At 35.4% G+C, this 17,075-nt stretch carries 19 protein-coding genes; all 19 read left to right on the top strand.

From position 1 onward, the window contains the following. The first annotated feature begins 58 nt into the window (after positions 1 to 58). The 19 genes from ACECE_RS28570 (at position 59) to hypF (ending at position 17,066) form a co-directional block, all read left to right on the top strand. Positions 59 to 379 carry a hypothetical protein gene (locus ACECE_RS28570; protein ID WP_010251123.1) on the top strand — a complete coding sequence of 107 codons (321 nt, stop codon included), beginning with the start codon at positions 59 to 61 and terminating at the stop codon, positions 377 to 379. Positions 380 to 457: 78 nt separating this feature from the next. Next, complete coding sequence (locus tag ACECE_RS0221945) at positions 458 to 910, top strand: hypothetical protein (protein WP_010251125.1); 453 nt, start codon at positions 458 to 460, stop codon at positions 908 to 910. Then, positions 903 to 1,196 (top strand): hypothetical protein, encoded by a 294-nt coding sequence (locus ACECE_RS0221950; protein WP_162862620.1) that lies wholly within the window; start codon positions 903 to 905, stop codon positions 1,194 to 1,196. Before ACECE_RS0221945 ends, ACECE_RS0221950 begins: the two co-directional genes overlap by 8 nt. A 165-nt stretch (positions 1,197 to 1,361) precedes the next feature. Further along, positions 1,362 to 1,904: a J domain-containing protein gene (locus tag ACECE_RS29790; protein WP_010251129.1), complete on the top strand. Its 543-nt coding sequence runs from the start codon at positions 1,362 to 1,364 to the stop codon at positions 1,902 to 1,904. 196 nt (positions 1,905 to 2,100) lie between these two features. Beyond that, a complete protein-coding gene (locus ACECE_RS0221960; RefSeq protein WP_010251131.1) occupies positions 2,101 to 2,337 on the top strand; it encodes a hypothetical protein in 237 nt (78 codons plus the stop codon). 87 nt (positions 2,338 to 2,424) lie between these two features. Further along, entirely contained in the window at positions 2,425 to 3,066 is a 642-nt protein-coding gene (locus ACECE_RS0221965; protein ID WP_010251133.1) for a hypothetical protein, read from the top strand. 394 nt (positions 3,067 to 3,460) lie between these two features. Beyond that, positions 3,461 to 5,302 (top strand): right-handed parallel beta-helix repeat-containing protein, encoded by a 1,842-nt coding sequence (locus ACECE_RS0221970; RefSeq protein ID WP_010251135.1) that lies wholly within the window; start codon positions 3,461 to 3,463, stop codon positions 5,300 to 5,302. A 98-nt stretch (positions 5,303 to 5,400) separates the two neighbouring features. Next, entirely contained in the window at positions 5,401 to 5,736 is a 336-nt protein-coding gene (gene yedF / locus ACECE_RS0221975; protein WP_010251136.1) for a sulfurtransferase-like selenium metabolism protein YedF, read from the top strand. A 199-nt stretch (positions 5,737 to 5,935) separates the two neighbouring features. Continuing rightward, a complete protein-coding gene (gene selD / locus ACECE_RS0221980; protein ID WP_026073961.1) occupies positions 5,936 to 6,970 on the top strand; it encodes a selenide, water dikinase SelD in 1,035 nt (344 codons plus the stop codon). Positions 6,971 to 6,985: 15 nt separating this feature from the next. Beyond that, positions 6,986 to 8,095, top strand: a complete 1,110-nt coding sequence (mnmH, locus tag ACECE_RS0221985; RefSeq protein ID WP_010251138.1) for a tRNA 2-selenouridine(34) synthase MnmH — start codon at positions 6,986 to 6,988, stop codon at positions 8,093 to 8,095. Positions 8,096 to 8,561: 466 nt separating this feature from the next. Then, positions 8,562 to 10,445: an NADH-quinone oxidoreductase subunit 5 family protein gene (locus ACECE_RS0221995; RefSeq protein WP_010251139.1), complete on the top strand. Its 1,884-nt coding sequence runs from the start codon at positions 8,562 to 8,564 to the stop codon at positions 10,443 to 10,445. Between the two features lie 82 nt (positions 10,446 to 10,527). After that, a complete protein-coding gene (locus tag ACECE_RS0222000; protein WP_010251140.1) occupies positions 10,528 to 11,379 on the top strand; it encodes a respiratory chain complex I subunit 1 family protein in 852 nt (283 codons plus the stop codon). Positions 11,380 to 11,391: 12 nt separating this feature from the next. Continuing rightward, on the top strand, positions 11,392 to 11,856 hold the full coding sequence (locus tag ACECE_RS0222005) for an NADH-quinone oxidoreductase subunit B family protein (protein ID WP_010251141.1): 465 nt from the start codon (positions 11,392 to 11,394) through the stop codon (positions 11,854 to 11,856). After that, on the top strand, positions 11,853 to 12,197 hold the full coding sequence (locus ACECE_RS0222010) for an NADH-quinone oxidoreductase subunit C (protein ID WP_010251143.1): 345 nt from the start codon (positions 11,853 to 11,855) through the stop codon (positions 12,195 to 12,197). Before ACECE_RS0222005 ends, ACECE_RS0222010 begins: the two co-directional genes overlap by 4 nt. Positions 12,198 to 12,230: 33 nt before the next feature. Next, the gene (locus ACECE_RS0222015) at positions 12,231 to 13,310 is read left to right on the top strand and encodes a hydrogenase large subunit (protein ID WP_010251151.1); all 1,080 of its coding nucleotides are present in this window, start codon (positions 12,231 to 12,233) and stop codon (positions 13,308 to 13,310) included. Positions 13,311 to 13,315: 5 nt separating this feature from the next. Continuing rightward, positions 13,316 to 13,681 (top strand): 4Fe-4S binding protein, encoded by a 366-nt coding sequence (locus ACECE_RS0222020; protein WP_010251152.1) that lies wholly within the window; start codon positions 13,316 to 13,318, stop codon positions 13,679 to 13,681. Then, positions 13,647 to 13,994: a hydrogenase maturation nickel metallochaperone HypA gene (gene hypA / locus ACECE_RS0222025; protein ID WP_010251154.1), complete on the top strand. Its 348-nt coding sequence runs from the start codon at positions 13,647 to 13,649 to the stop codon at positions 13,992 to 13,994. Before ACECE_RS0222020 ends, hypA begins: the two co-directional genes overlap by 35 nt. 61 nt (positions 13,995 to 14,055) lie before the next feature. After that, positions 14,056 to 14,706: a hydrogenase nickel incorporation protein HypB gene (gene hypB, locus ACECE_RS0222030; protein ID WP_010251156.1), complete on the top strand. Its 651-nt coding sequence runs from the start codon at positions 14,056 to 14,058 to the stop codon at positions 14,704 to 14,706. After that, positions 14,682 to 17,066: a carbamoyltransferase HypF gene (hypF, locus tag ACECE_RS0222035; protein ID WP_026073962.1), complete on the top strand. Its 2,385-nt coding sequence runs from the start codon at positions 14,682 to 14,684 to the stop codon at positions 17,064 to 17,066. Before hypB ends, hypF begins: the two co-directional genes overlap by 25 nt. The last annotated feature ends 9 nt before the right edge of the window (positions 17,067 to 17,075 follow it).

Below are 17,075 nucleotides of genomic sequence, written 5' to 3' on the forward strand. Positions count from 1 at the left end.
CTCGATTGAGTTAAACTCTTTCGAGGCCACCATTTTAAGAATAGAGGAGCAATCGAAAATGAATGAAAGAATTTTTATGAATGAATTAACTGAGCTTTTAAAAATGGTTAAAAATAAACCTGGAATGTACATAGGAAAAAAATCATTAACCCGTTTAAGAGCATTTTTAGATGGTTATATATATGCAATGTATAGATTGAACGGCAATCAAGAGTATTTATGCTTTATCCCAGGATTCCAAGATTGGATTGCTGATAGGTATGAGATTAAATCTACACATGGATGGAGTGAAATTATCAATTTTTTTTCACAAGATGAAGGGGAAGCATTTGACACATTTTATGAATTGCTTGATGAATACTTATCCGAAAAAGACTGAATAATCTTGGTTAGCCAATTTAATATGGTATAATAAGAGGGGATAAATAGTTTACTAAATCGTTATTGGAGTGTGATTATGAAAAAAAGAATTATTTTTATTAGTGTTGTAGCCATTCTTATTAGTATTTTGTTTTTAGTCATAAAAATTGCAAGTATTAATTTAATAAATAATGCTGTAATTGTTATGGATACAAAAAGTAAATATACTAAAGATAAGAATTCATATCTTTATAATGAGCCTGTATTAAGAACTATATCAAGTCAAACAAACAATCGTGATAAGGATATTATCAGATATGATAAAGTAACTTTTTCGATTCCATGGAGTGACTTTACAAAAAAGAAAGAGTATGAAGGTTCTTTAGGTGTTTTTTCTGATAAGGAGTCTATATCTGTCTATAAGAAGAAAGAAAGCATAGAAAATATACTTAAAGAGACTGTTGATTCAAAGTCTATAGATGAATTTTTAAAGTTTGATAATGGTATTTTAAAAGATGAGTATAAGCTACAAAAAAATATTTATGAGTAGCCCAGATAAAATTTCTTTTTCAAAATCTTACAAAGAAAATCTGTCTGAAAAAGTTTTTTTAACATTAAAAGATATGGAAATGGTAATGTATCTAACAAATAAAATTATCGAATTTAAAACAGAAAATATTAAAGGATTTCAGTATCAAGAAATTGTAGAGGGAAGAGTTTCATATAATATTGATTTTTACAATGATAAAGGTGATATGTATATTATGTTAATACATCGTAAAAAAATGAAACAGAGTGATATGGATTATATTTTGTCATCTATTAAGATAGATTAGATATAAAAAGATTATGATATATATTTGAAGCTTAATATTTTACTTGGTTATTTAGGTCTGTAAAGTGCCATAATTGACGAGTTTGTTTTGTTAGACTTATCAATTATTGCAATGAAATTTGACTTATTAATAAGCTTAGTAGTATGTTTTCAAAGGAGGGGTTTTTTGGATCCGTATATAGTACTGGGAATTGATCCTGATTCATCTGAAATTGAGGTGAAAAAAGCATATAGAATGCTTGCTTTAAAATATCATCCTGATAGGTGTCCAAAAGAATTAAGACATAGCTATGAAGAAAAATTTAAGGAAATTACTGCTGCATATAAAAAAATAACTGAGAACAAGGATAATGCTTTCAGTAAAAAGGAAAGTATAAATATTGTTTTAGAGGAAGTTGAAGCCAAAGACAAAATTAGAAATTGGTTTGATAATAATTTACCAGTTTTGGGGGTTTGTTTAAAAATAGGTTTCTGGACAGCTCTTATTTTCATAGTAGCTGTTCGTGCTCTTTTAATTCTAGCGGAGTATTATTCATATTTTTATTCTATTATTGATATTTGTTTTTGGTCGGTGCCGGTTCTTATATTTATGTACTTATATTTGGTTTTAAGGCGAAATTATAATTTGATACCAATTTTGCTTTTTGCATTATTAACCTCAAGTATTTTTATAGGTATAATTGAATTTTTTGTAAATTTAAGACCTTAAATAACCTTTTAACCAACACATACGAATCACAGACCAGTAAACTGATGGGAATTACCTACGGAAAGGTTATGAATATGACAGTTTATACAGGGTTACTGCCAAAAAGTATAACGATAGCGTAAGGTATAAGTATACACACGATGAAAATGTGGGCTATAAGGAAGATCTTGTAAATGGTTAAACTATAGATATAATTATGATATGGCTGATAGACGATAGACTTGCAGTTGTAGAAGATTCAAAAGGTTACAGCACAAGCTTTGAGTTTGACTTAAACAACGCACTTGACCCTCATGGTTATGCAACAAAGAGGCTGCAAGATTACGCAAGTGGAGGCTGGGCAGGTGTAACATCTAATATTCCATCATTACCATGGAAAAAAATCGGACCAATTGATAACCCAACATACATTGTAAATCCGTTTGAAGAATAAATTCAAAAAACATGACACCAAGAGAATATATTAATATATTCTCTTGGTGTCATAAAACTTATTATTGCGAGGAAAGGGGTTAACATAATGAGAAAACGCTTATTGATATTTACAATCATACCATTACTTAGCGTGTTTTTATTATTAGGAACAGTTATATATTTACATGTTACACACTGGAGTAATAAATATATTTTTGATAATACAGAAATAAAATTATCAGTTCAGGTTACAAATGTTGCTGGAGCATTTAGTGAAATAGAAAGAGAGGCAAAGAAATGGAGAAAGGATGCAATTCTGACTAATATTTTAATGTATTTTGATAATGCAGAATCTATAAGTAACCGCAAGGGGATAATTACGTATTCGTTCTACGCAAAAAATAAGAGTTTTCTCGGGAAACCCTTTGCTATATATTTTATTAAGGTAGATATGGAGAAACAGGCAATTGTTGAGCGTACTTCCTTAGGTATAAAAAACTCTAGCTCAAAAAAACAAGTAAATATTAATAATGTTAATGTTGACATTACTAATATTTTCGATATTCTTGAAAAACAAGAAGGTAAAAACTTTATTGCTAACTATCCTAGTCCGAAGGTAATAATTTCATTAAAGGATAATGAGGCTGATTTTTTTATAGAATATCAAAATAACCAAAATAAAAGTAGGGACTTTTTCAAAGTAGATATTAAAAATGCAAAAGTAAGTGAGGTTAGAAAAGCTAAGTAAATTATTCCATCTATCCAATAGGCTTCTGGACGAGGGCTATGAGGTTATTGGTTTGGATAATCTAAATTCCTATTACGAAGTCTCTCTAAAAGAGTTCAGACTAAACATACTATGCAAAAGAGAAAAATTTAACTTCATAAAAGCCTCACTTGAGTCGAAAGAATTTTCTTGTTTGCAAATACAATTAAAGATTTTGAATAAAATTCTGATATTTCAGGGACTTGTTTCGACAAGTTCCTGTTTGTTACTTACCATGCCCTTAAAAAACAAATTTTGCTGAACGATGTATTCAGTAGGGTTAGCTTTTGCATATGATAGTTATGTAGTATAATAAGTCTTATAAATAATTTGGTAATATTGATGATGTAGTGATTTATATTAGGGGAGATATATTATGAGACTGGGAAGTTTTAAAATTGATCTAAACAGGAAGACTATCATAATATCATTGATAGTTTTAGTGACGTTGGCAGCTGTTTCAATTAGTCTGATGCTAATAAGGCGCAATGAAAAAGATGTTGCAAACAATAATAATGTACCTATAGCCACCTCGCCTAGGTATGCAAGCCCTACGCCTAACAATGTAAGCCCTACCCCTAATAATGAGGTTGTCGTAAATAATGCGAAGGAATTTGCAGATGCTCTAAAGCCGGATGTATTAGTTAAGCTGATGCCTGGGGACTACGACTTGAATAAACTTGCTGAAACTTTTTCGAATGAATATTTTAAAGACGGAAAAATAACAGGGATAAAGAATGTAACTATTGTGGGCTCAGGTGATACAACTTTGGATTTTATTACATATAATACTTATTTACCTGTACTGAATATTGATAATTGCGAAAATATAGTGATAAGAAATTTGAATATGGGTCATGACCCCAAAATAGGAAATGACGTGTGTGTAGGGTATGTGGTGTTAGCGTCTAACAGCAAGAACATAACTTTTGATGGATGTATTTTATTCGGATGTGGTTTGAGGGGACTAAACCTAAATGCTGTTGATGGTTTGGAGTTTAAAAATTCAACTATAAAGGAATGTTCAAGTCAAACTATGTCTCTTAGCAATTCACGCAATCTGAAGTTTGAAGATTCCAAGTTTGTTAATAACGGCGAAGGTGTAAGTACATTAAGTTGTCAAAATATTAAGATTTCAAATTGCAGTTTTGTTGGAGATGGGTATACTCCGAATATAGTTGATAGTGATTTTTCCGTATACCTTAGTGCTGAGGGTACTTTGTTTAGTGATCTTGGTGGATATGCCTCAAGGTATTTTGAAAGCTATGATGATGGGATTTCTAATGTAAGCCTTGAAAAAGTCTGGTTTTCAAATAAATTGTTTTATGATGAAAACTTAAAAATCTATAATAATTTTAAAGAGGCAATGGGAGATACTCTGAAAGCTGTCAATATACATGATGTAGGTGAAGGAAAACAAAAAGAGGAAGCATTATGGGAAGTTATACTGAAATTGGACAAAGAAGAAAAAACAATCTCTAAGGTTGATATTTCAAAAAACATAAAGAAGTTGTCCGGCAAAATTAATGAGATAAAAGATAGTTCACCTAAACAGTATATTTTTAAGTTGTTGTCAAAAGACAATAACTGCGTAATTGAAATTACGTTCAATAAATCAAATTTGGTCAATTTTTTAATGGACAAAAAAAGGAATGATTTTGAGGGCTTTTCTGAAAGTTCTATAAAATCAAGTCTGGTACCACCTTCTAAAATATTTGGTATGGATGTAGACTATCTAAGTGGTGCTGAAGCACTTGGAATTCTTGAAAAGCTTGTAGATGTAAAAAGGGAGGTGAATGACCCTGACTATGTAAATGGCGGAGACTTCCAGAAGTTTAATTATAAAGGTACGCAAGGTTATGGAGGAGAGTGCTGTCATTATATAGACCTGGAGCAAAAGTTGCCTCTGCTGGGGGATTTTATACACTATAGTAAAATAGGAACTTTCAAAGTAAGTTGTTCATCAGGAACGGTGTATTATATAAGTGGAGAGGAAGCTGAGCAGAAGTTGGAAAAGATAAGTGAAGATATCAAGCAGGCAGTTATTGATTATGCTAAGTCAGATGTAAATACATCAGGAAGATTTGATGAAGATAAATCGGTATTTATTCTATTGGATATTGGAAAAGATAAAAAGGCTGTTGATGTGGAATTGTTTAATAATGAAGGTGTATGCGGAACAAAAAGGTATTACCTTATGAAAAAGGAGAAGTATTGAGTAGTGTCCTCGGAAGAAAACTTTACTGATAGAAGTTGATTGTATACAGCGCAAATATTTGCGACACAAATAAATAAAAATATATAAGGAGACAAGCAATGAAAAAAGCAATTATAATTAACAGTGAAGTAATGGGTAAAGGCGATGATGCATTAGGAATCAGATTAATGGGAAATTTCTTGAGGAAGCTTTGGGCAAGCAATGATAAGCCGGACATAATTGCCTTTTATAATTCAGGTGTAAAGTTGATGGGAGAAGGGTCGTCTGTTTTAGATGCACTTACTGCCTTGCATGATCAGGGTGTGGAATTGGTTGCGTGTGGTACATGTATTGATTTTTATGACCTGGATAAGAAGATAAAAGTCGGCAGAAGAACGGATATGGTTGAGATTGTATCAATTATGATGGAAGCAGAGAAAGTTGTAACTATTTAGTTACAACTTTTTAAGAATCTTAGTAAATCCTTCGAAATCAAGTTTTGCTGCGGATATAGCAACTCTATATGGAGTAAAGTGGATTGTATTCCAAAATGTGTTTAGAGTTCAGATTCTATTTAGGAATGTTTTTTGGGACTTTAAATGTGTTATAATAAAATTCAAAAGCAAGAATTTAATCAAACAGATAAGGGATGTCATTATGGAAAATATTAAGTTAACTGAATACAGCCATGGTGCCGGATGTGGCTGCAAAATCGCTCCAGCTGTTTTAGAATCAATATTAAAAACACAAAGGGATACTATCAGTTATCCTAAATTACTTGTTGGATATGGCAGCAAAGATGATGCTGCAGCCTATGATTTGGGGAATGGAACCTCAGTTTTGAGTACTACAGACTTTTTTATGCCGATTGTAGATGATCCATTTACTTTTGGAAGGATTGCTGCGACAAATGCCATTAGTGATATATATGCAATGGGCGGCAGGCCGCTTATGGCTATTTCGATATTGGGATGGCCTGTAAAAGTTCTTTCAGAAGAAATAGCAAGACTGGTTATAGATGGTGGGCGTTCTGTATGTGATGCAGCAGGTATTCCTCTTGCTGGAGGTCACTCAATTGATTCACCTGAGCCATTTTTTGGACTAGCCGTTACAGGTTTGGTTGATAATAAACAATTAAAACAAAACAATAAAGCTGTTCCGGGATGTGACATATTTATAACCAAGCCGCTTGGAATAGGCATCCTGACAACTGCACAGAAGCGGAAGAAGATAGAAGCGGGACATATAGACCCCGCAATTGATGCAATGTGTACTCTTAATAAAATTGGTTCTGAGATTTCAGCTTTAGAAGGAGTAGTTGCCTTAACCGATGTTACGGGATTCGGACTGATGGGACATTTAGGAGAGGTTTGCGAAGGCAGCGGTATTTCGGCTGAGGTTTATTATGACAGGATACCGTTACTGCCGAATACAAAAAAATATCTTGAAATGGGTTGTACTCCTGGTGGAACAACAAACAACTTTAAGAGCTACGGGCATACAATTTCTGAAATATCAGATGAGCAAAAGTATGTTTTATGTGATCCACAGACTTCAGGTGGACTGCTTGCAATTGTAAAAAAAGAAAGTGTTGCTGAGTTCTTGAAGCTAACAACTGCCCATGGATTATCACTTGAACCTATAGGTAAAACAATAGAACATGGTGATAAACTGGTCAAGGTTATATAGATGGATGTGTGAAAAATGATTGATAAAACAAGCAGTGATTTTGAGCGGATTGTTATTGAAGGAATACCCCTAATAGATGTACGTGCTCCAATTGAGTATGAAAAAGGAGCATTTATAAATTCTGTAAATTTACCAATTATGGATGATGAGGAAAGACGCCTTGTTGGGATATGTTATAAGGAGAAGGGGAACGAAGAAGCGGTTAAATTGGGACACAAATTAGTGTCTGGTGAAGTTAAACAAGCACGTATAGATGCCTGGAGTTCTTTTGTTGAAAAGAACCCTGACTGTATGCTTTATTGCTTCAGGGGAGGGCAGCGCTCAGCGATAAGTCAGGAGTGGCTATATGAAAGGACAGGAAAAGTAATAACCCGTCTTGAAGGTGGATATAAAGCTTTCCGTAACTATTTGATTAATTCACTTGAACCATCTGAACAAAATGCAATACCTGTTTTGCTTGGAGGTTATACGGGTTCGAGTAAAACGAAATTATTGAAAATGCTAGAAAATTCGGTTGACCTTGAAGGGCTTGCAAATCATAGGGGTTCAACGTTTGGAAGATATATCACGCCTCAGCCTACGCAGATTGACTTTGAAAACAATCTGGCTTATGTAATGATACATCACAAACATAAGTCGTATAAGCATATTATACTGGAAGATGAAGGCTCCAATGTCGGTAGATGCTATATTCCGAAGCCTCTGCATGGGTTTTTCAGCAGTGGGGATTATGTACTTATAGACCTCCCGGTTGAAGAACGTGTTCAAAACACTGTGAATGAGTATGTAGTCCAATCACAAGCTGATTATGTTAAGACCTTTGGTGAAGAACAAGGATTAAAGGAGTGGTTTGGCTATATAAGCAGTAGTATAGAAAGGATAAAGAAAAGGCTCGGTGGCGATCGATACAAACTCATAATGGATTCATTTGAGCAGGCATTTAAAGAACAGATGACTTCAGGAAGTTATCACCATCACGAAGGCTGGATAGAATTGCTTCTAAAGGAATACTATGATCCTATGTATTATCACCAGATACAAAACAGCACGAGGAAAATCTTATTCAGAGGAAACTATGAAGATACTTGGGAGTATTTGAAAACCCTTAATCAAATTAGGGTTTAACAGGATAGAGTAAGGAATGCCGAAAATACAACTTTGGCAATAGTTTCACGATTTGGCCTTATTTTGATTCAATTTGGCCTTAGATGGATTTTTTGACAAGATAGGTTAGATTATAAGAGATAATGCCGAAATTAATGTGAATTAGAGTAATAATATAATCTAATTAGCGCTAATAACTAATATTTGGCGAATTTGTGTAATTGGCCAAATTTAAAATATTTGTGATTCATATTATAATTATTGTGGTTGAATATGGTTTAAAATACTAAAGAACATTAAAATAGCAGGTGCTATAAGGGGGTACAATGGCGTATGCCTTTGGTAAAACGGTTATTATAATTGCCGGTAATACTAATATGAGCGTAGGTCATTTGCTTTGTAAAGATTAAGTTTCATTTATTTATCCGTATAGTACTTTTAGCTATTATGTTGTATACAATATACAAAGAGTGAAAGAAGGGGTTGGATGGCTGTACTGATTTTCTTGGTGTTATTTCCTCTAGGTGTTGCATTATTAACAGCTTTAGCACCAAATTATCAATTGAGGAATTGGGTTGTAAGAATATCCGCAGTAATAGTTGCTGTAGCAACTATAGCATTGACTGTTTTAAATTTAAAACTTGAAAAGATTTCCTATAAAGTTGATGCTGAAATTATTAATAAGATAATGTTGTGTTTGGAGCTTGCAATTGGGGTATTTATTATTTATATGGGTATAAAGTATAAAAAATACCTTGTGTCATTGCTGATGGTGCTTCAGGGAATAGTTCTATGTTGGATAGAATTTAAATTGCTTCACGGTATAGAGATAGAGTCTAACATGTTTATAGATAAGTTTTCACTAATAATGGCTATAATAGTTGGAATTATCGGAAGCTTGATATGCATTTATGCAGTAGGTTATATGGATGACTATCACCACCATCATAAAGAAATAAAAGATGAGAGAAGAAAATTCTTTTTTGTGATATTTGTTTTCTTATCAGCAATGTTTGGTATAGTATTTTCAAATAATTTGATGTGGCTTTATTTCTTCTGGGAGATAACTACATTGTGTTCTTTCTTGCTGATTGGTTATACTAAAACAGAGGAAGCAACTAATAATGCCTTTAGAGCTTTGTTACTAAACCTTTTAGGCGGACTTGGGTTTGCAATAGCTCTTGCTTATCTTGCTCGTAATGTGGGAATTATGGAGCTTGATAAAATGGTTAGTGGAGAAAAGGCTATTATGCTAATTCCGGCAGTTCTGATTTGTTTTTCCGGACTTACAAAGTCAGCTCAAATGCCGTTTTCTTCATGGCTTTTAGGTGCCATGGTAGCGCCTACACCAACATCAGCTTTGCTGCATTCAAGTACAATGGTTAAAGCGGGAGTATATGTTATAATTAGACTTGCGCCCATATTGAACGGCACAGCAGCAGGTTTTATGGTAGCTTTGGTAGGTGGGTTTACATTCTTAGTGGCATCGCTGATTGCCATTGCGCAAAGTGATGCTAAAAAAGTGCTTGCTTATTCTACAATTGCGAATTTGGGACTTATTGTTACATGCGGTGGTATTGGAACCTATGAATCTGTTTGGGCCGCTGTTTTACTCATTATATTCCATGCAGTTGCCAAGTCACTTTTGTTCCTCTGTGTTGGAACGGTTGAACACAACATTGGCAGCAGAAACATTGAGGCAATGCACGGATTAATTAAAAAGATGCCTAAGTTGGCAGTTATGATGATAGTAGGTATTGCAGGAATGTTCCTTGCACCGTTTGGAATGTTGATTAGTAAGTGGGCTGCACTAAAGGCCATAGTGGATACAAATCCTGTCTTAACAATATTCATTGCTTTTGGAAGTGCTGCTACTTTGTTCTTCTGGACTAAGTGGATGGGGAAAATTATTGCAATTCCTCAAGATGAGCAACACATGGAGAGTAAAGTAAAAAAGAGTGAGGTATTACCGTTAGGAGTGCTGACTTGTTCGACAATTTTGGTATGTCTATTGTTTCCAATAATATCATCGGTTCTTGTAAACCCATATGTGGTAGAAGTATTTGGACATGGAGCTTCAATGGATCGGGGAAATGTAATTATTATGTTGATCATGATGGGCTTGGTTTTACTGCTTCCTATAAGGCTATTCACATATGGAAAGCATATGAAAGAGGTTTCGATATACATGGGAGGAGCAAATGCTGATGAGCCAAAAAGATTCCATGGCTCAATGGGTTCAGTTCAAAAGTTGTATATGGAAAACTACTATATGGATAGGTACTTTGGGGAAGGTAGTTTGCTTAAGTTTGGCAGTGGAATTTGTTTAGCAGTTATTTTATTGATGTTGGTTTTAGCATTTATTTACTAAGGGTGTTAAAAGCTCTTAGTAAATATTAAATGCTTATATAGAGTCTTTATTTAATTATACCTTGGATAAAGGGGGAGCAGGTTTGAGAATCGCAATTGCTGTTACATTATTTATAATATTAGGGCCTTTGGTAGGTGGATTGCTATCGGGCATAGACAGAATTATTTCTGCAAGAATGCAGGGAAGAGTAGGGCCACCATTACTTCAGCCTTTTTATGATGTTTTAAAATTAGTGAAAAAGGAAACTCTTATAGTTAATAAGTCGCAGAATTTTTATGTATTTGCTTTCTTAGTAGTAATTATCTTTACGGGTTGCCTGTTTTTTGCAGGAGAAGATTTACTGCTGGTAGTTTTTGCACTGACTCTTGCAAGTATATTTCTTGTTTTGGCAGGTTTTTCGACATCGTCTCCATATAGTCATATTGGTGCTGAAAGGGAATTAATTCAGATGATGTCCTATGAGCCGATGGTGATTATTATGACAGTTGGTATGTATATGGTCACAAAGAGCTTTTATGTTTCGAGTATTGTGTCATTTGATAAGCCTTTGATAGTATATCTGCCAGGAGTTTTTCTAGGATTTCTTTATATATTGACAATAAAATTCAGGAAGTCTCCCTTTGACTTGTCAATGTCGCACCACGCACATCAGGAAATCGTAAGAGGGATAACTACAGAATTTTCAGGTAAGAAGCTGGCTATGATCGAAATTGCTCATTGGTATGAAAATGTATTTTTGTTGGGCTTTGTTTATATGTTTTTCGGAAGCAACCCTGTAGTGGCAATTATAGCTACTTTACTGACATTCTTCCTGGAGATATTTATAGATAACAGTAATGCAAGAGCAAAATGGGAGTTTACAATGGGTTCATCGTGGATTGTTGCCATAGTACTCGGAATGGGCAATATAGTTGTATTGAATTTTATTAGATAGGAGGATAAAAAAATGTCTTCTTTAGCAAAATCACCCTGGATTCTTCATTATGATGCATCCAGTTGCAATGGTTGTGATATTGAAGTGCTCGCATGTTTGACACCAATGTATGATGCAGAACGTTTTGGTATTATTAATACTGGGAATCCTAAGCATGCAGATATTTTTGTAGTAACGGGCTCTGTAAATGAGCAGAATATAGATGTTATAAAAAATCTTTATAACCAGATGCCGGATCCCAAGGTAGTCGTAGCTGTTGGAATTTGTGCTGCGACTGGTGGAATATTCAGTGAATGTTATAATATTCAGGGCGGCATTGACAAGGTTTTGCCTGTTGATGTTTATGTAGCAGGATGTGCTGCACGACCTGAAGCAATAATTGATGGCATTGTGCAGGCAGTTGGAATACTTGAAGAAAAGCACAAAAAGATGAAGAATGGCAAATCTTTAAAAGAAGAAGGTAGGGAAAAACCATGAGTGAAAAACAGGAAATGAGAGAAGTAACTGTCGATAAATTGGTCAGCACAGTGAAGAACTTTTCAACTCAAGGATATAGGCTGGTGCAGATAAGCTGTACCAAACTAAATGAAAATCTTGAAATCAACTATTCCTTTGACAAGGATTACGAATTTGTATACTTGAAGTTAAATGTCCCAATGAATGCCGAATTGCCAAGTGTTAGTGAAGTATACTGGAGTGCAATGTTATATGAAAACGAAATACATGACCTGTTTGGTTTAAAGATCAACGGGATGGCAATTGATTTTAAAGGAAATTTATATAAAACAACAGTAAAAACGCCTTTCGGCAGCTGTTAGGATAAGCGAGAAGAGAGGCAGGAGGATATATATATGTCAAAAAGAACCATTATCCCATTTGGACCACAGCACCCTGTTTTACCGGAACCGATTCATCTTGACCTGGTGCTGGAGGACGAAAAAGTAGTTGAAGCGATTCCATCAATTGGATTTGTGCATAGAGGGTTGGAAAAGCTTGTAGAGAAAAAGGATTTTATTGAGTATATTTATGTAGCTGAGAGAATATGCGGAATATGCAGCTTTATGCATGGAATGGGCTATTCCCAAGCTATTGAACAGATTATGAAAATAGAAGTGCCTGAACGTGCGGTATATTTGCGTACTATTTGGGCGGAGTTCTCAAGGCTTCACAGTCATATGCTATGGCTGGGGCTTTTGGCAGATGCTTTCGGATTTGAAAATCTGTTTATGCATTGCTGGAGGGTAAGAGAAAAGATATTAGATATAATAGAGGAAACTACAGGTGGAAGAGTAATTTTTGGCTCCTGTAAAGTTGGTGGTGTTAGAAAGGATATCGATCCTGTAACACTAAAAAGAATGAGTAAATTTGTAGTTGATCTGGAAAAGGAAATTAAAGAAATAAGCAGCATGTTTATGAACGAATACACTGTAAAACATAGATTGGTCGGTGTAGGTGTACTTTCAAAAGAAGATGCGCATACTTTAGGTGCTGTTGGACCTATGATGCGTGCAAGCGGTATAGCTCAGGATATGAGAAAATTGGGCTATGGTGCATACTCACAATTAGAGTTTGAACCAATTACACGCACAAATGGAGACAGCTATGACAGGTGTGCAGTTAGAATTGATGAGTTGTTTCAGTCAATAAGCCTGATAAGACAGGCAATTGATAAAATACCTGATGGCCCTGTTGATGTTAAAGTTACAGGAAATCCTGACGGAGAGTTCTTTGCTCGATTAGAGCAGCCAAGAGGTGAGGTTATATACTATGTTAAAGGTAACGGAACAAAATTCCTTGATAGGGTAAGAGTTCGTACACCAACATTTGCTAACATTCCTTCACTGCTTAAGATGCTTCAGGGTTGCGATTTTGCCGATGTACCTATTTTAATATTAACTATTGATCCATGTATTAGTTGTACGGAGAGGTGATAAAAATGTTTGCTTTTAATATGGCAAAAACAATCTTTGCTAATTTGTTTAGAAAACCAGCGACATTAATGTATCCTGTTGTAAAGCGTGAGTTTACACGCAATACTAGAGGGAAGGTAGAACTAAATATTGAAACTTGTGTATTTTGTGGAATATGCCAGAAAAAATGCCCTACAGGTGCTATTACAGTGGACAGAGCGAATAAGAAATGGGAGATTGAGCGCTTTAAATGCATAGCATGTAGTTATTGCGTGGAGTCTTGTCCAAAGAAGTGTCTTGCAATGGGCAATGAATATTCCAAACCAAGTGCAACAAAAGATAAGGAAGTATTTGAAGATGCACGAGTACTCGATAACGCAACAAATAGTTAAGATAGCTGAAGAAAATGCAAAAAGTCATGGGGGTGTCAGAATTGAGCGGATTGCGCTGGTGGTCGGCGAATTGTCCGGTTTCATTGGGGAATCCATTCAAATGTATTTTGACATCCTTGCAAAGGGTACATTGGCTGAGGGGGCGCAATTAGATATAACCTACATTAAGCCGCAGTTAAAATGTACTAAGTGTAATACCTATTTTTACCGCAAGAGGTTCAGCTTTGAATGCCCTGAGTGCGGTGGGATGGGTGCACCTACAGATATCGGGAAAGCGTTCTATGTTAAGGATATTGATATTTGCACAGAGTAGGGGCATTTAATAATGCACTTCCTCTGTAAGTAACTAAAGTATTGGGGGAGGACTAAATCCTATGGAACTTCAAAAAGTTGAAGTGGTACAGAATATTTACAGTGAAAACGAGAAGATTGCCTTTTCTTTAAAGGAAAAGCTCAGTCATATGGGGATTTTTGCTGTTAATGTTTTAGGTTCGCCTGGAGCTGGTAAGACCTCAACATTAAAACAAATTATTACCAGATTGCCTGATGTTAAATCCTATGTTATAGAAGGTGATTTGGAATCGGATATTGATACACAAACAATGAGATCAATTGGGGTTGATACCTATCAGATAAACACTGGTGGGGCATGCCATTTAGATGCGCCTATACTCCAATCCGCGTTAGAAAAACTTGACCCAAAGGAAAAAGGTCTTCTGTTTATTGAGAACATTGGAAATTTGGTATGTACTGCAGAGTTTGTTATAGGAGAGCATGTCAAAATGCTTATATGTTCTGTTGCTGAGGGAAGTGACAAGCCATATAAGTATCCGATAATTTTTGAAAATGCCGATGTGATTATACTGAATAAAAGTGACTTAAAACCTTATGTAGATTTTGATGATAAGTTTTTTTATGATGGTATTGCAGCTTTAAATAAAAATGCTCCTGTTTTTGAAGTATGTGCAAAGACCGGAGAAGGGTTCGATAAGGTTGTACAATGGATAAACAAGGTAAGGATTTAACAAAGGTTTATAAGATAAGAATATGGGGAACTGTTCAGGGGGTTGGTTTTAGGCCGTTTGTTCACCGTATGGCTAAAGAGCATAATCTGGGCGGTTTTGTCTCAAATGATGGAGCAAGTGTACTTATTGTTGTCAGGGCAGAAGAAAAACAGCTAATAGATTTTGTTGAAGGTATAAGGGTTAAGAAGCCGCAATCTTCAGACATTGTAAGTTTAGATGTGACTGAAATGATTTGCGGCTGTGTTGATTTAGCCTCTTGTAGTGAAATAAAAGAGGATGAATGCCTCCGAGATATTGATTTTAATCATTTTAAAATCGACTTGAGTTCTGATAATCCAGATAGCCAGGTATTTATCACACCGGATCTGGCAATGTGTGACAACTGTCTAAAAGACTTGTATGAAGTCGGTAACCTAAGATATTTACATCCGTTTATCAGCTGTATGGAGTGCGGACCGCGCTATAGCATAATGGAGAGTATTCCATATGACAGAGGAAATACTACTATGTCGGACTTTTCCATGTGCAGTTCTTGTTCAAATGAGTATAAAAGCATAAAGGATAGGCGCTATCATGCTCAAACTATTTCTTGCCATCAATGCGGCCCTCAGTTAAAATTTAGAAAAACGGAAAGCCAAGATGACATAACGGGACCTGAAGCCTTCAGATCGGCTCTTGGAATTTTGAGGCAGGGCGGAGTTTTGGCTGTCAAAGGAATTGGTGGATTCCATCTCTGCTGTAGTCCTTTTGATACAGATTCAGTTGAGATGCTCAGGGAACTTAAAGGGCGGGAAGAAAAACCCTTTGCTGTTATGTTCGATGATGTTGAACAGGTTGAGAAATACTGTATTGTTACTGATGAAGAGAAGAAACAACTTTTATCTAGGGAAAGACCTATAGTACTGCTTAGAAGAAGAGAATCGGATATATCGAAAGCTGTTTTCAAATCCAGCAGATTTCTTGGCTGTTTCTTGCCATACACACCTCTGCATAAAATGATAATAAATTCATTAGGGCCACTTGTTATGACAAGTGCAAACCTTTCAGGAGAACCAATTATTACTGACAACGATAGGATGATGTCACTAGACAGTGAAAGGTTATCTGGTGTTCTATATAATGAGAGAAGAATATTGACAGGAATAGATGACTCAGTATTAAAAGTAAGTCCTGGAAATGGTATTCAGTTTATAAGAAGGGCAAGAGGTTTTGTTCCCTTACCCGTATATTTAGGCGAAAGGGCCAGAAATTGCAGACCCATACTTGCTTGTGGAAGTGATTTGAAAAACTCTTTCTGCCTTACGCAAAACGGTTATGCTTACTTGAGTCAATACGGCGGCGATCTTGAAGAAGTCGGAAATTACATCGCATATAAGCAAAATATAAACAGGCTTAAAGAGCTTTTGCGCATTAATCCCAAGAAACTGTGCTGCGACCTGCACCCTGGATACCAGTCCTCAAAATTTGCCCGGGAGTATGGTGTTGATGTTTTAGAAGTTCAACACCACTATGCTCACATTTTGTCTGTTATGGCGGAAAATAACTTGTCTCATAATGTTATAGGAGTAGCTTTTGATGGAACGGGTTATGGAACAGACGGTAATATGTGGGGAGGAGAATTCCTTATAGCATCGCCTGTTGGCTTTAAACGGGCAGGCCATTTGATGTATGTTCCTATGCTGGGTGGAGATTCAAGTGTAAAAGAAGCATGGAAAACAGGATATTCATATTTGTACAGTGCAGGTCTGGAGGCACGTATAGATGATGAAAGGTGGCCTGTTATAAAAGCGGCGCTTACTTATAATGTCAATAAGGTAATGTCCTCAAGTATGGGAAGGTTTTTTGATGCTGTGAGCTTTTTGGCCGGTATTAAAGACTATGCAAGCTTTGAGGGTGAATGTGCCATTTTACTGGAAAATCACGCCTCGGATTATATATCATCATACAAGAAGCCTGGTATATTTGGGAAATATAATGCTGAGCAGCCTGATGAGTGGTATAAGCCGTACAATTATGATATCATTGATATGAATGGAACGTTTGTTGGTAATATGAACCGATGTATAAGGCAAATAGTCACCAAAAGTATGGATGGAGTAGAAAAAGCTGTTATAGCATGGAGATTTCACATGACTATAATTGATTATATCTTAAATATGTGTACAAGAATTCGTGAGTTATTTAAAATTAATGATGTAGCATTAAGCGGAGGAGTTTTTCAAAATTCCATAATTTTTGAAGGAGCTGTAAATATTCTCAAGCAAAATGGGTTTAATGTGTTTTTTAATACCAAAGTACCCGTTAATGATGGTGGTATTTCGCTCGGACAGGCCTATGCAGCTACGTTTGCGGATGACTGATTCTTTGAT

Origin of the sequence: Acetivibrio cellulolyticus CD2, assembly GCF_000179595.2 — a bacterium.
In the GTDB taxonomy this organism is placed as follows: domain Bacteria; phylum Bacillota; class Clostridia; order Acetivibrionales; family Acetivibrionaceae; genus Acetivibrio; species Acetivibrio cellulolyticus.